The organism is Variovorax sp. LARHSF232, assembly GCF_052871435.1.
This window is the reverse complement of the sequence record NZ_JBIXJS010000002.1, coordinates 315,207-330,016: the sequence shown is the minus strand read 5'-3', so window position 1 is coordinate 330,016 and position 14,810 is coordinate 315,207. Positions and strand designations below refer to the sequence as shown.

Here is a 14,810-nt window from a genome sequence, read left to right as displayed (position 1 = left end):
GACGACCATGACAAACACCTCTCCCTACGCCGAGCGCCGTGCTCGTTTGGCCGCCCAATTGGGCGCGAATGGCATTGCGGTGATCCCCACGGCGCCCGAGCGCCAGCGCAACCGTGACAGCGACTACCTGTTCCGTCACGACAGCTATTTCTTCTATCTGACCGGCTTCGCCGAGCCCAATGCCTGGTTGGTGCTCGAGGGCGATGGGCGCAGCACCCTCTTTTGCGCGCCCAAGGACTTGGAACGAGAGATTTGGGACGGCTACCGCCTGGGTCCCGACGCAGCGCCGCAGGCGCTGGCCGTGGATGCGGCCTGGTCCATTGAAGAGCTCGACAAGCAAATGCCACGCCTGCTCGAGAACCGTTCTACCGTCTGGTACAACTTTGCTACTCACAAAGGGCTCGAAACGAGGGTAGACGAGTGGTTGCAGAGCGTCCGGGCCCGGGTGCGCTATGGCGCAATTTGTCCCGAAGAGCAGCGCGATTTGTGCGGGCCGCTTGACGAAATGCGGCTCGTCAAGGACGCATACGAAGTGGATGTAATGCGAAAGGCCGCAGCCATCAGTGCGCGTGCACACATCCGCGCCATGCAGTTGTCGGCCCGCATGTTGCGCGAAGGCAAAGACGTGCGCGAATACCACCTCGACGCCGAGTTGCTGCACGAATTCCGGCTGAACGGCTCGCAGTACCCGGCGTACGGGTCCATCGTCGCGGCCGGCGCCAACGCCTGCGTGCTGCACTACCGCGCCGATGTGGCGCCGGTGCGCGATGGCGAACTGGTGCTGATCGACGCCGGCTGCGAACTCGACGGCTATGCCAGCGACATCACCCGCACCTTCCCGGCCAATGGCAAGTTCACCGGACCCCAGCGCGCCCTGTACGACCTGGTGCTGGCCAGCCAGGACGCGGCCGTGGCCGCCACCAAGGCTGGCGCGCGCTTCACCGATCCGCACGAGGCCACGGTGGCCGTGCTGGCGCAAGGCCTGCTGGATTTGAAGATCCTGGATGCGAACAAGGCCGGCTCGGCAGAGGACGTGATCGCCCAGCGCGCCTACTTCCCCTTCTATATGCATCGCACCGGCCATTGGCTGGGCATGGACGTGCATGACTGCGGCAGCTACGTGGAGCCCAGCCAGATCGGCGAGAGCAGCGAACGCAAGGACCCGCTCTCGGGCGAAACCATCACCAACCGCCCCAGCCGCATCCTGCGCCCGGGCATGGTGCTGACCATCGAGCCGGGCCTCTACGTGCGACCGACCGAAGGCGTGCCCGAGCAATTCTGGAACCTGGGCATCCGCATCGAGGACGACGCCGTCGTCACCGACACCGGCTGCGAGCTGATCAGCCGCGGCGTGCCGGTGAAGGCGGATGAGATCGAAGCGCTGATGCGCGCCTGAGGCGGCTCTTCGTCAGGACACCACCTGGTAGTACAGGTTCTGCGGATGCCTGGCCTGCGCAAAGAAGAACCAGCGCTCCGCCAGCAGGCCCGGCGCCTGCACCAGCGCCGCCAGCAGCCAGGGCCACGCGGCGACGCTGGCCACGCCCCACGCCAGCAGCAGCGCAGGCAGTGCGAAGGCCAGCAACAGAAAGCCGAGCTTGACGTTCTTGAGCGCGGCCAACGTGGCGCCGTGAAAGAACTCGCGCGTGTTGAACGAGCCGGCCGACATGCCCATCGACTTCTGCACCAGATTCGCGCCGCGGATGCCGGTGGCCGACTGCAGCGTGGACTTCGGCCGCAGGCCCGCGTTGCGGCGCAGCGAAAGCGCGCGCACGGCCCAGGCCGAGAGCGTGGCGGCCAGCGCCCACGGGCCGAAGAACTGCACGAAGCGCGCCTCGCCCGCCCAGGCGCCCATCGCGCAGGCGAGCACCAGGCCCGACGAGAGGCCGATCAGCATGAAGTTGGCGATGGTGAGCGGATGCGCCCATTCCTCGATGAAGCGCAGGCAGGCGTAGATCATCGCGGTGCAGTACCAGAGCCCCACGGCGCCGATCAGCACGAGCACGGGCAGCAGCCCCGCCGCCAGCGCGCCCGCCGACGTGCCGAACCGCAGCGAGAGCCACCACAGCGCGACCAGCGCGATGAAGGCCGGCAGCACGATCACCTCGCGCGACATCCACGAAGTGCGCCACATCAGCACCGCGCGCCATGCGCGCGTCTTGCGGCCCAGGTGCAGGAACGAGGCCGCGAGGCCGGCGACCAGCAGCACTTCCGCCAGGGCCAGCGCCGCGCCGAGGAAACCCGGCGAGAGGCTGATGCCGAACAGCACCGCGAGCGCAAGCGCGACGACCAGGCCCTGCGCTGCGCCAGCGAGCGTGGTGAAGAAGAGGATCGAGAACGCGGGGTGCATCCGGCTACTCCTGCGCGTCCGTTGCCTGCGTGACGCGGCGCGGCAGGTATTGGTTGGCGGGGTGGGTCTCCCACTCGGGCATCAAGGAGTAGCCGCCGCGCTCGCGGATCGCCTTCGACACCTCGGACTCCGGGTCCTTCACATCGCCGAACAGCCGCGCGCCAGTGGGACAGGCCTTCACGCAGGCGGGCTTGCGGTCTTCCTTCGGCAACTGCTCGTCGTAGATGCGGTCGACGCAGAGCGTGCACTTGGTCATGACCTGGCGCTCCTCGTCGAGCTCGCGCGCGCCGTAAGGGCAGGCCCAGGCGCAGTACTTGCAGCCGATGCACTTGTCGTAGTCGACCAGCACGATGCCGTCTTCCTTGCGCTTGTAGCTGGCGCCGGTGGGGCACACGGGCACGCAGGGCGGGTCTTCGCAATGCAGGCAGCTCTTCGGGAAATGCACCGTCTGCGTGGCCGGAAAGCTGCCGGCCTCGTAGGTCTGCACGCGGTTGAAGAAGGTGCCGGTGGGGTCGGCGCCGTAGGGCCTGGCATCGGCCAGCGGGCCGGCGCTGCCGGAGGTGTTCCACTGCTTGCATGAAGTCACGCAAGCATGGCAGCCGACGCAGACGTTGAGGTCGATGACGAGGGCGAGCTGCTTGGCGAGCGTTTCGCCGGGCTCGGCGCGGGCACTGGTCGTGCTTTCGCTCATCAGCGCCAGCGGCTGCACCGCGCCGGTCATCAGGTCTTTCAGCCACTGGATCATTTCTTGTTCCGCCCCGCAAAGTAGGTCAGCACGTTCGCTGCCTTCCCCAGCACCCCCGGCGCACTCGGCATGCTCGCCATCTGCGGAAAACTCACTTCGGGTTCGCCCGGCTCGCAGGGGCGGATGCGCACCCGCACGTCGTACCAGCCGGCCTGCCCAGTGACGGGATCGGAGTTGCTGATGGTGCCGCTCGCCGTGCCCGCGCACGGCAGCTCCTCGCTGATGAGGTGGTTGAGCAGGAAGCCCTTGCGTGCCTCGTCGGCGCCCGGCGCGAGCTGCCAGGCGCCGTCGGCCTTGCCGATCGCGTTCCAGGTCCACACGGTGCCGGGCTCCACGGCCTCGCTGTAGCGCAGCATGCAGCGCACCCTGCCCCACTGGCTCTCGACCCAGCACCAGCCGCCGTCGGCAATGCCCGCGACCTGCGCGGTGCGCGGGTTCACGTGCAGGTAGTTGTGGCTGTGGATCTGGCGCAGCCAGGCGTTCTGCGAGTCCCACGAGTGGTACATCGCCATCGGCCGCTGGGTGATGGCATTGAGCGGGTACGCGTCGAGGTCGGTCGCGGCCTCTTCGAGCGGCGCATACCAGAAGGGCAACGGATCGAAATACCTGTCGATGCGCTCGCGCAGCGCGTCGGGCGGCTGGCGACCTGGGCTCTTGCCCTGCGCGGCAAGGCGAAAGCTCTGCAGCGTGTCGGAGTACAGCGCCAGCTGCACCGGATCGTTGCGCTGGCGCCAGCCCTTGTCTTTGGCGAAGTCGAGGTACTCGCGGTTCCAGTTGCGCATGTAGTGCATGGTCTGCGGCATGTGGTACTGGAACACGCAGTTGTTCTGCGCGTAGGCCTCCCACTGCTTCGGGTTGGGCTCGCCGCGCAGATGCTCGGTGCCGTCCTTGCCGCGCCAACCCATCAGAAAGCCGATGCCCGGCTGCGGCTGGAAGTTGACGACAAAGTCCGGGTAGCCCGAGAACTTCCGCCCGCCCTCGGGCGTGGTGAAGGCCGGAAACTTCAGGCGCGAGGCCAGCTCGATCAGCACCTCTTGAAAAGGCTTGCACTGGCCGGTGGGCGGCAGCACCGGAATGCGCACCGAATCGACCGGCCCGTCGAACTCCGAGATCGGCCGGTCGAGCATGCTCATGACGTCGTGGCGCTCGAGGTAGGTGGTGTCGGGCAGCACCAGGTCGGCAAAGGCCACGGTCTCGCTCTGGAAGGCGTCGCACACCACCAAGAAGGGGATCATGTGCTCGCCGTTCTCGTCCTTGCGGTTGAGCATCTCACGCACGGCCACGGTGTTCATGCTGGAGTTCCAGGCCATGTTGGCCATGAAGATCAACAGCGTGTCGATGCGGTAGGGGTCGCCCTTGACCGCATTGGTGATCACGTTGTGCATGAGCCCGTGCGCCGACAGCGGGTGCTCCCACGAAAACGCATGGTCGATGCGGATCGGCGAGCCATCGGGATTGATGGCCAGCTCTTCGGGGTTGGCCGGAAAGCCCAGCGGCGCGGCGTTGAGCGGCGTGTTCGGCTGGATCATGCCGGGGTCGTTGAAGGCCCGATAGTTGGGCACGATGTGGCGCGGGTACGGCGCCTTGTGCCGGAAGCCGCCCGGCGCGTCGATGGTGCCGAGCACGCTCATCAACACCGCGAGCGCGCGCACGGTCTGGAAGCCGTTGGAATGCGCCGCCAGGCCGCGCATCGCGTGGAAGGCCACGGGCCGCGCCTGCGTGCTCGGGTGCTGCTTGCCCCAGGCATCTGTCCAGGGGATCGGCAGCTCGAAGGCCTGCTGCAACGCGGTCTTGCCCATCTCGCGCGCGAGCTGGCGGATGCGCTGCGCATCGATGCCGGTGATGGCCTGCGCCCACTCGGGCGTGCAGCTGGCCACGCGCTCGCGCAACAGCTGGAACGAAGGTGCGACGCGCGTGCCGTCGGCCAGCGTGTAGTGGCCTTCGAGGGCGGGATCGCAGGCATCGGCGATGCCTTCGGGGTATGCGGGCAACACCCTGCCGGAGGCCTTGTCCCACACCAGCTTGTTGTGCGGATTGCGGCCGTCGCCCGGCGGGCCGCGCTCGGGGTCGAAGGCGAACAGACCTTCGCGTTCACCCTCGCCGAGCACCACCAGCTGCGGCGCGTTGGTGAAGCGCTTCAGGAAGGCATGGTCGATCAGGTTGGCGGCAATGAGCTCGTGCAGCAGCGCCATGAACAACGCGCCGTCGGTGCCCGGCTTGATGGGAATCCACTCGTCGGCAATGGCCGAGTAGCCGGTGCGCACCGGGTTGATCGAAATGAAGCGTCCGCCCGCCCGCTTGAACTTGCTGATGGCGATCTTCATCGGGTTGCTGTGGTGGTCCTCCGCGGTGCCGATCATCACGAACAGCTTGGCGTGATCGAGGTCGGGCCCCCCAAATTCCCAGAAGCTGCCCCCAATGGTGTAGATCATTCCCGCGGCCATGTTGACCGAGCAGAAGCCGCCGTGCGCCGCGTAATTTGGCGTGCCGAATTGGCGCGCGAACAACCCCGTGAGCGCCTGCATCTGGTCGCGGCCCGTGAAAAGCGCAAACTTCTTCGGATCGGTCGCGCGGATCTTGCCGAGCCGGTCGGTCAAGAGCTCGAACGCGCGCTCCCAGCTGATGGGCTCGAACTCGCCGGCGCCGCGTTCGCTGCCGGGCTTGCGCAGCAGCGGCTGCGTGAGCCGCGCGGGCGACACCTGCTTCATGATGCCCGACGAACCCTTGGCGCAGATCACGCCCTTGTTGAGCGGATGGTCGGGGTTGCCGTCGATGTAGCGCACCTCGGGGCCGTGCGCGCCCTCGCGCAGGTGCACGCGGATGCCGCAGCGGCAGGCGCACATGTAGCAGGTGGTGGTCTTGACCTCGGTCTCGGCGGTCGGCGTGGGCGCCGCCAACGGATCGTGCAAGGGCTCGCGGGACAGGAAACTGAACACTGGCGGTCCTTTGTTTTCAAGCGTGGCGCAGCCGATGGCAGGCGCCCAAGATCGAACGGAAAAGCGTCAGGCCGCCAGCACCGCCAGCGCGACGGACGCAATGCGCGACGGCAGCGAGTCGGCACGGGAAGTCAGCACGATCGGCACGCGCGCGCCGAGCACGAGGCCCGCGCACTCGCCGCCGCCGATGTAGGTGAAGCTCTTGTAGAGCATGTTGCCCGCATTGAGATCGGGCACGAGCAGCAGGTCGGCGTCGCCGCTGACGCGGGACTCCATCTTCTTGATGTGGGCCGCCTCCGCCGAGATCACGTTGTCGAAGCCGAAGGGCCCTTCGACCAACGCGCCGGGCCAGGCCCCCGCCCGGGCCAGCGCCACCAGCGCCTGCGCGTCGACGGTGGCCGGGATCGCCGGATTCACCGTCTCCACCGCCGCGACAATGCCGACCTTGGGCTGGTCGATGCCGAGCTTGCCCAGAAGGCCGATCGCGTTGCCGAGGATGTCGCGCTTGGTGGCCAGGGAAGGCGCGATATTGACGACGCAGTCGGCCACGCCCAGCAGCTTGGGGTAGCGCGGCAGATCGAACAGGAAGATGTGGCTGATGCGCGCCTCGCCGCGCAGGCCGGTGTGCTTGTCGACCACGGCCGACATCAGCTCGTCGGTGTGGAGCGAGCCTTTCATCAGCGCGCCGACAAGGCCTTCGCGCGCCATCGAGGTCGCGCGGCGCGCGCTCTCGCTCGGCGCGTCGACGCCGTCGATGATCTCGAAGCGGGCGGGGTCGACACCCGCCGCCCCGGCCGCGCGCAGGATCGGCTCGCGCGGGCCGATCAGCACCGGCTGCGCAAGACCCGCGTCGAGGATGCTGGCGGCCGCATCCAACGCGGCGACATCGCACGGATGGACCAGGCCGATGCGTGGCCGCGCGGTCCTCGCGTGCTCCCGCGCCCTGGCAGCCAGCGCTTCGAGGCGCGGGTGCACGGGCCGATCCTCCGCGACGGTTGCAAGCACTGACGTCATGTGATCCTTCACTCTTCGAGACGGATTCGAGCAAGCACCGGCGCGGAACCGGCCTGGCCGGTCCGGCCGCCGGGGATCAGACGTAGTCCTTGTACTTGTCGAGGAAGCGCACCGGCTTGGACAGCGCATCGCGGCGGAACGGATCGCCGAGCTCTCGCGTGCACATGATCTCGATCACGCAGGTCTTCTTCTGGTTCATCTGCAGGTCGATCGCCTTCTTGAGCGCGGGGCCCACGTCCTCGAGCCGGTCGACCACGATGCCCTCGGCGCCCATCGCCTGGGCAATGCCCGCGAAGCTTTCGCTCTCGAGCTCGCCCGCGATGAAACGGCGGTTGTAGAAATCGACCTGGTTCTTCTTCTCGGCGCCCCACTGGCGGTTGTGGAACACCACGGCCGTGACGGGAATGTCATGCCGCACGGCGGTCATGACCTCGACCATGCTCATGCCCCAGGCGCCGTCGCCGGCATAGGCCACGGCCGGACGGTCGGGCGCGGCGCACTTGGCGCCGATCATGGTCGGCAGCGAGTAGCCGCAGTTGCCGAAGCTCATCGGCGCGAAGAAGCTTCGCGGCTCCTCGAAGCGCAGGTAGCTGTTGGCAATGGCGTTGATGTTGCCGATGTCTGTGGAGACCATCACGCGCGGCGGCATGGCCTTCTCGAGTTCGCGCAGCACCTGGCGCGGATGCAGGTAGCTGCCGCCGGTGGGCGTTTTCTCGCCCTTGGCTTCCTCGATGACGTCGAGGCTGTACGGGTCGCGCTCGTGGGTCCACTCGTCGAGCTCTTTTTCCCACGCGGCCTTTTCGGACTTGATCTTGTCGGCGCGCTCGGCCTTGGTGGCGTCGCAGGCCAGCGCCTTGCCCTGCAGCCGCTTGAGCAGTTCCTTGGCCGTGGCCTTGGCGTCGCCGTGGATGCCCACGGTGATCTTCTTCACGAGGCCCAGGTTGGTGTGGTCGGCTTCCACCTGGATGATCTTCGCGTCCTTGGGCCAGTAGTCCATGCCGTGCTGCGGCAGCGTGCCGAACGGGCCCATGCGCGAACCGAGCGCGAGCACCACGTCGGCCTGCGCCATCAGCTTCATCGCGGCTTTCGAGCCCTGGTAGCCCAACGGGCCCGCCCACAGCGGGTGGCTGGCCGGGAAGGAGTCGTTGCGCAGGTACCCGTTGGCCACGGGCGCGCCCAGACGTTCGGCCAGGGCCTTGCACTCTTCGACCGCATCGCCCATCACGACGCCGCCGCCCGAAAGAATGACCGGGAACTTGGCCGACGCCAGCAACTCGACCGCCGCGTTCAGGCTCATCTCGCCGCCCGCGCCGCGCTCCACGCGCATCGGCTTCGGCACCTCGGTGCTGATCTCGCCGTAGAAATAGTCGCGCGGAATGTTGAGCTGCGTCGGGCCCATCTCGGAGATCGCGCGGTCGAAGCAGCGCGCGGTGTATTCCGCCATGCGCTTCGGGTTGTTCACGTGGCCCTGGTACTTGGTGAACTCCTGGAACATCGGCAGCTGGTTCGCTTCCTGGAAGCCGCCCAGGCCCATCCCCATGGTGCCGGTCTCGGGCGTGATCATCACGACCGGACTGTGCGCCCAGTAGGCGGCCGCGATGGCCGTCACGCAGTTGCTGATGCCGGGACCGTTCTGGCCGATCACCACGCCGTGGCGGCCCGACACGCGCGCATAGCCGTCGGCCATGTGGGCGCCGCCCTGCTCGTGCACCACCGGGATCAGGCGGATGCCGGCGGGCGCGAAGATGTCCATCGCGTCCATGAAGGCCGAGCCCATGATGCCGAAGATGTCGGTCACGCCGTTGGCGACCATGGTTTCGACGAAGGCCTCGGAGGGCGTCATCTTCTGCACGCCGGTGACGGCTTCGCGGGTGGGTGCGGCGGCTTGCTTCTGGCTCATGGAAGGCATCTCCTGAAGGAATGGGGCGGTCGGCGTGTATCAAAAGTCGGAACCTGTTGTTCCGAATTTCTGTTCAGCGAAATATAGGGCGGTCAAGCCGTGGCGTCAAACAATTTACAAAACTCGGTACGTCACGTCTTGTTTTTTGTAAAACGACTATGATCCGCCGCATGAAGATCGTCAAAGGGCTTGCGCCCGAAATCTCCGAATCGGCGCCGGGCGACACGCCCACCATGCGCCTGTTCGGCTTGCTCGAAGTCATGGCCGCCAAGGACCAGCGCTACTCGCTGCAGGGCCTGGTGGAACAAACCGGCATGCCCAAGCCCACCTTGCACCGCATGCTCCAGCAACTCGAAAGCGCGGGCCTCCTGCAGCGCGAGGGCGACGGCCGCCACTACGGCATCGGCACGCGGCTGCGGCGCCTGGCCGAGAACCTGCTGCTCAACGACAGCCTGCATGGCGCGCGCCACACGGTGCTGCGCCAACTCGTGGAGGAGATCGGCGAGAGTTGCAATCTCACCGCCCTCTCGGGCAGCGAAGTGGTGTACCTCGACCGCGTGGAGACCGCCGCGCCGCTGCGCTTCTACCTGCATTCGGGCTCACGCGTGCCGGTGCACTGCTCGGCCAGCGGCAAGATCTTTCTCGCGCAGATGAGCCCCGCACAGCGCCGCCGCCTGCTGTCCAGCGCGCCGCTCGAGGCGTACACCGCCAAGACGCTGACCGACCCGCAAGCGCTTGAAGAGGAGGTACGACGCGTGCGCAAGGACGGCCATGCGATCGACAACGAGGAGTTCCTGCCCGGCCTGCTGTGCATCGCCACGCTGGTGCCTTCGGGCGACGACGCGCCCTCGAACCTTTGCATCGCGGTGCAGGCGCCGATCATGCGGCTCGATGCCGCCAAGGCGAAGTCGCTTCTTCCCGCGCTGCAACGCGCCGCGCTCGCGCTGAGCCGCATCGACGCCGATGCGGGCACCGACCGCGCGCAGGCCTGAACACGCCACCGCCTTCTTCGAAAGCCCACCGTGACCGATACCGCCGAGCTTCGACCCGACCGGATGCTGAGCGTGCGCGAGGTGTTCGGCATCGACACCGACCTGCAGGTGCCCGCCTTCGGCGAGCGCGACGACCACGTGCCCGAGGTCGATGCGGTCTACCGCTTCAACCCCGACGTGACGCTGGCCATCCTCGCGGGCTTCATGCGCGACCGGCGCGTGATGGTGCAGGGCCTGCACGGCACCGGCAAGTCGACGCACATCGAGCAGGTGGCGGCGCGCCTGAACTGGCCGTGCGTGCGGCTCAACCTTGACGGCCACATCAGCCGGCTCGACCTCGTCGGCAAGGACGCGGTGGTGCTGCGGGAAGGCCAACAGGTCACCGAATTCCAGGAGGGCATCGTGCCGTGGGCGCTGCAGCGGCCCGTGGCGCTGATCTTCGACGAGTACGACGCGGGCCGGCCCGACGTGATGTTCGTGATCCAGCGCATCCTGGAGCAGGGCGGCAAGTTCACGCTGATGGACCAGAACAAGGTGCTGCGGCCGCACCCCTTCTTCCGATTGTTCGCCACGGCCAACACGGTGGGCCTGGGCAACCTCAACGGGCTGTACCACGGCGCGCAGCGGCTCAACCACGCGCAAATCGACCGCTGGAACATCGTCGCCTCACTCAACTACCTACCGGCCGATGAAGAAATCGCGATCGTGCAGGCACGTGTGCCGTCGCTGGCCAACGCGGCGGGCCGCAGGCTCGCCGCATCGATGGTGGCCGTGGCCGATCTCACGCGCAAGGGCTTCGCGGCGGGCGACCTCTCCACGCTGATGTCGCCGCGCACCGTCATCACCTGGGCCGAGAACGTCGAGATCTTCAAGGACCCGGCGCTGGCGTTCCGCCTCTCGTTCGTCAACAAGTGCGACGACACCGAGCGGCCGTTGGTGGCCGAGTACTTCCAGCGCTGCTTCGACCAGGAACTGAAGGAGTCGCACCAGCTGTCGCCGGGTTCGCGCGAATGACTGGCACGCCTGCATCGGCCAGCGCGATGCAGCGCCGCGTGCGGCAGGAGGAGCAGGTGGCCGAACTCTGCGCGGGCGTGGTCCGCGCCTTCAGCGGCGAGCGCGACCTGCACTTTCGCGGCAAGCGGCTGCACCGCGGCCGGGTCGCGCTGCCGTGGTTCGCGCCGCACCTGCATCCTTGCGCCGACACCGACGACTTCGCCTCGTTCCGCGGCGTGGCCGACGGGCTGGCGCTGCGGCTCACGGTGTCCGATGCGGCGCTGCATGAAAGCCTGCGGCCCGAGGAGCCGGTCGAGCGCATGCTGTTCGAAATGCTCGAGCAGTTTCGCGTCGAAGCCCTGGCGCCCGAGATCATGGCGGGCATGCGCCGCAACCTGCGGCACCGCCATGAACAGTGGTCGCTCGCCTTCCATCACTCGGGCTTGACCGACACCGCGCGCGGCCTGTTGCTCTACGCCGTGGCGCAGATCTGCCGCGCCCGCGTGAGCGGCCAGCAGGTGGTGGAAGAGACCGAGGACATGCTCGAGGCCACGCGCTTCGCGCTCGCGCCGCTGATCGGCCACGCGCTCGCGGGCCTGCGCCGCGACCGCGCCGACCAGGCGGCGTATGCGGTGCATGCGCTGGCCATCGCACGCACCGTCGCCACGATGCTGCACGAGGCTGGCGAAGACAGCAGCGCCGCGCGCGACCCGCACGTGGACGACAAGCGCAGCGTGTTCAGCCTGGTCGCCGACATGGACCAGGAGATCATCGAGCGTTTCACCACCGCCGAGTCGGGCCGCAGCGCGGTGCTCGACGATGCGGGCGGCGTCTACCGCATCTTCACCGCCGCGTACGACCGCGAGCACGACGCCCCTGCGCTCGCACGCAAGGAGGTGCTCGCCGGCCACCGCGAGAAACTCGACCGCCGCATCGCCGCACAAGGCGTGAACATCGCCCGCCTCGCGCGCGAGCTGCGCGCGCTGCTGGCCGACCCCGTGCGCGACGGTTGGGACGGCGGGCAGGAAGAAGGCCTGATCGATGGCCGCAGGCTCGCACAACTGGTGGCCTCGCCGACAGAGCGCCGGCTGTTCCGCACCGAGCGCCTGGAGCCGGTGGCCGACTGCCTGGTGAGTTTCCTGATCGACTGCTCGGGCTCGATGAAGGAGCACGCCGAATCGGTGGCCATGATGGTCGACGTCTTCGCGCGCGCGCTCGAGCAGGCGGGCGTGGCCAGCGAGGTGCTGGGTTTCACCACCGGCGCCTGGACCGGCGGCCGACCGCAGCGCGAGTGGGTGCGCGCCGGCAGGCCTCTTCACCCCGGCCGCCTGAACGAGCGCAGCCACATCGTCTTCAAGGCCGCCGCCACGCCCTGGCGCCGCGCGCGCCCTGCGATGGCGGCGCTGCTGAAGGCCGACCTGTTCCGCGAAGGCATCGACGGCGAGGCGGTCGACTGGGCCTGCCTGCGCCTGCGCCAGCGAACGGAGGCACGCAAGCTGCTGCTGGTAATTTCCGACGGCTCGCCGATGGATAGCGCGACCCATCTGGCCAACGACGCGCACTACCTCGACCACCACTTGCGCGACGTGGTCGCACGCCAGGAGCAGCGCGGCGACATCGAGATCGCGGGGATCGGCGTCGGGCTGGATCTGAGCCCGTACTACAGCCGCAGCCATGTGCTCGACCTTGCCGCCTCGACGGGCAACACGATCTTTCGCGAGGTGATCGACCTCATGGCGGGGCGGCACCGGCGCTGAGGGTCTGCCTGCGGTCTGTCTGTTGAGGAGCCGTTGTTCGGGGCGCTGCTGTTCGGGGCGCGCTCCCGCCGACGGGATACCTTGCTCCGCGAATGTCCCCCGGGCTTCGCCCTCCTCCTTTATTTCGCTGCGCAAGGCATCCCATCGGCGGGAGCGCTGGACAGAGCAGTTTTTGATCAGCGGAACACTACGAGCGTGCCCAGGTGCACAGGCCACCGGGTGCTCCCCGCAGCGAAATAAAGGAGGTTGACAAACCGCTCAACCAGTCCGAGTATCTCGTTTCATATTCAGGAACGACGTTCTATTATTTAGAACCATCAAGAGACACATGGATTCCACGCTAGCCAAAGGCCTCGCCGCCATCGAATGGATGACCCGGCAACAACGCCCCTGCCGCGTCACCGACCTGGCCCAGGCCTTCGGCATGGCGCGCAGCAATGCGCACCGTACCCTTCAGACGCTCGTCGAATGCGGCTGGGCTGTGCAGGACCCGGACACCAGCGCCTACCGGCCGAGCCTGCGCCTGTTCGAACTCGGCGCGCTGGTGTCCGAGGCCAGCGACGTCGGTTCGCTGCTGAGACCCCACCTCGCGGCGCTGGCGCAACAGACCGGCGAGACCATCCACCTCGCCGTGCTCGACGGCGCCGAGATCGTGTACCTCGACAAGTTCGACAGCCCCCTGCCCGTGGCCGCCTATTCGCGCATCGGCGGCCGTGCGGCGGCGTATTGCGTCGCTTCGGGCAAGGCCCTGCTCGCCGCGGCGGCGCCCGACGAAGCCGCGCTGCGGGGGAGCCTCGGCACCCTCGCTGCGCACACCCCCCACAGCATCACCGACTTCGATGCACTTCTCTCGGAACTCGAGCACACCCGCGTTCGCGGCTATGCGGAAAACCGCGAGGAATGGCGCCTGGGCGTCTGCGGTCTCGGCGTGCCGGTGTTCAACGCACGCGGCGAGGCCGTTGCGGCCGTCGGCATGAGCGTGCCCTCGATCCGCTTCGCGCGCACGCAGGCGCGCGAACTCGCCGAGCGCCTCATGGCCTGCGCGCGCGACGCGAGCGTCACGCTCGGCTACCGGACCAGCGCGGTGCCGGTCACGCCGATTTCTGCTTGCACCACCAAGAGAAGGAGACTCGAATGAACCGGCTATCTGCCCCCTGGGTGCGCGCGGTGCTTCTGGCCGCCGCAGCGTTCGCCTCCCTCGCCACGCACGCGCAACCGGGCGGCGGCGACTATCCGGCCAAGCCGATCCGGCTCGTGGTGCCGTACCCGCCCGGCGGCGGCACCGACGTGATCGCGCGCATCGTGCAGGAGCGCTTTTCGGCGCTGCTGGGCCAGCAGGTGCTCATCGACAACCGCGGCGGCGCGGCCGGCTCCATCGGCACCGAGATCGTCGCCAAGTCGGCGCCCGACGGCTACACGGTGCTCTTCACCCTGTCGTCCCACACCATCAATCCGGCGATCTACCCCAAGCTCTCGTTCGACACCGCGAAAGACTTCGCGCCCGTCGGCCTGGTTGCCTCGCTGCCGCAGATCCTCGTGGCCAACACGCAGTTCGCACCCAACACCGTGGCCGAGCTCGTCAAGCTCGCCAAGGACAAGCCCGGTTCGCTCTCGTTCGCCTCGGTGGGCAACGGCTCGCCGGGTCACCTGGCGGGCGAGCTGATGAAGCTGCGCACCGGCACGGAGATGACGCACATCCCGTACCGCGGCGGCGGCCCCGCCGTGACCGACGTGATGGGCGGGCAGGTGCCGCTCTTGTGGGTGTCGATTCCCGCGGCGGCGCAGTTCGTGAAGGCCGGCAAGCTCAAGGCGCTCGCGGTGTCGACCACCCAGCGCAGCGCGGCCTTCCCCGATGTGCCGACCATGCAGGAAGCGGGTATTGCCGATTTCGACGTCGACTCCTGGTACGCGGTATTTGTGCCCGCGAAGACACCGCAGCCCGTCATCGACAAGCTCAACCGCGTGATCAATACGGTGGTCAAGGAACCGGAGATCCGCGAGAAGCTGCTGGCGCAAGGCAGCGAAGGCGTCGGTGGCACGCCGGAGCAACTGGGCAAGGTGGTGGCCACGGAACTCGTGCGCTGGCACAAGCTTGCGAAAGAGGCCGGCATCAAAGTGGATTGACT

Annotated in this window: 11 protein-coding genes; 6 read left to right on the top strand and 5 right to left on the bottom strand. The window is 67.8% G+C overall.

Translation table 11 applies throughout. From position 1 onward, the window contains the following. Positions 1 to 7 precede the first annotated feature (7 nt). Positions 8 to 1,396: an aminopeptidase P N-terminal domain-containing protein gene (locus ACIPRI_RS06975; protein ID WP_446620690.1), complete on the top strand. Its 1,389-nt coding sequence runs from the start codon at positions 8 to 10 to the stop codon at positions 1,394 to 1,396. A gap of 12 nt (positions 1,397 to 1,408) precedes the next feature. Here the strand turns inward: ACIPRI_RS06975 and ACIPRI_RS06970 are convergent, their stop codons facing one another. The 5 genes from ACIPRI_RS06970 to xsc form a co-directional block, all read right to left on the bottom strand. Continuing rightward, complete coding sequence (locus ACIPRI_RS06970; protein ID WP_446620689.1) at positions 1,409 to 2,347, bottom strand: dimethyl sulfoxide reductase anchor subunit family protein; 939 nt, start codon at positions 2,345 to 2,347, stop codon at positions 1,409 to 1,411. Positions 2,348 to 2,351: 4 nt separating this feature from the next. Next, entirely contained in the window at positions 2,352 to 3,038 is a 687-nt protein-coding gene (locus tag ACIPRI_RS06965; protein ID WP_446621066.1) for a 4Fe-4S dicluster domain-containing protein, read from the bottom strand. A gap of 50 nt (positions 3,039 to 3,088) precedes the next feature. Next, positions 3,089 to 6,028, bottom strand: coding sequence for a molybdopterin-dependent oxidoreductase (locus ACIPRI_RS06960; protein WP_446620688.1), 2,940 nt, complete (start codon positions 6,026 to 6,028; stop codon positions 3,089 to 3,091). Positions 6,029 to 6,094: 66 nt separating this feature from the next. Continuing rightward, the gene (locus ACIPRI_RS06955) at positions 6,095 to 7,171 is read right to left on the bottom strand and encodes a bifunctional enoyl-CoA hydratase/phosphate acetyltransferase (protein WP_446620687.1); all 1,077 of its coding nucleotides are present in this window, start codon (positions 7,169 to 7,171) and stop codon (positions 6,095 to 6,097) included. Beyond that, positions 7,119 to 8,942, bottom strand: coding sequence for a sulfoacetaldehyde acetyltransferase (gene xsc / locus ACIPRI_RS06950; protein ID WP_446620686.1), 1,824 nt, complete (start codon positions 8,940 to 8,942; stop codon positions 7,119 to 7,121). The genes ACIPRI_RS06955 and xsc overlap by 53 nt, the downstream gene beginning before the upstream one ends. A 158-nt stretch (positions 8,943 to 9,100) precedes the next feature. Here xsc and ACIPRI_RS06945 point away from each other — a divergent pair, with 158 nt between their 5' ends. From ACIPRI_RS06945 to ACIPRI_RS06925, 5 genes are all read left to right on the top strand, one after another. Then, positions 9,101 to 9,934 (top strand): IclR family transcriptional regulator, encoded by an 834-nt coding sequence (locus ACIPRI_RS06945; RefSeq protein ID WP_446620685.1) that lies wholly within the window; start codon positions 9,101 to 9,103, stop codon positions 9,932 to 9,934. A 30-nt stretch (positions 9,935 to 9,964) separates the two neighbouring features. Further along, positions 9,965 to 10,948 carry an AAA family ATPase gene (locus ACIPRI_RS06940; protein WP_446620684.1) on the top strand — a complete coding sequence of 328 codons (984 nt, stop codon included), beginning with the start codon at positions 9,965 to 9,967 and terminating at the stop codon, positions 10,946 to 10,948. Beyond that, the gene (locus tag ACIPRI_RS06935) at positions 10,945 to 12,684 is read left to right on the top strand and encodes a cobaltochelatase CobT-related protein (RefSeq protein ID WP_446620683.1); all 1,740 of its coding nucleotides are present in this window, start codon (positions 10,945 to 10,947) and stop codon (positions 12,682 to 12,684) included. Before ACIPRI_RS06940 ends, ACIPRI_RS06935 begins: the two co-directional genes overlap by 4 nt. A gap of 328 nt (positions 12,685 to 13,012) precedes the next feature. Further along, positions 13,013 to 13,822, top strand: a complete 810-nt coding sequence (locus tag ACIPRI_RS06930; protein WP_446620682.1) for an IclR family transcriptional regulator — start codon at positions 13,013 to 13,015, stop codon at positions 13,820 to 13,822. Beyond that, positions 13,819 to 14,808 carry a tripartite tricarboxylate transporter substrate binding protein gene (locus tag ACIPRI_RS06925; protein WP_446620681.1) on the top strand — a complete coding sequence of 330 codons (990 nt, stop codon included), beginning with the start codon at positions 13,819 to 13,821 and terminating at the stop codon, positions 14,806 to 14,808. Before ACIPRI_RS06930 ends, ACIPRI_RS06925 begins: the two co-directional genes overlap by 4 nt. Positions 14,809 to 14,810 lie beyond the last annotated feature (2 nt).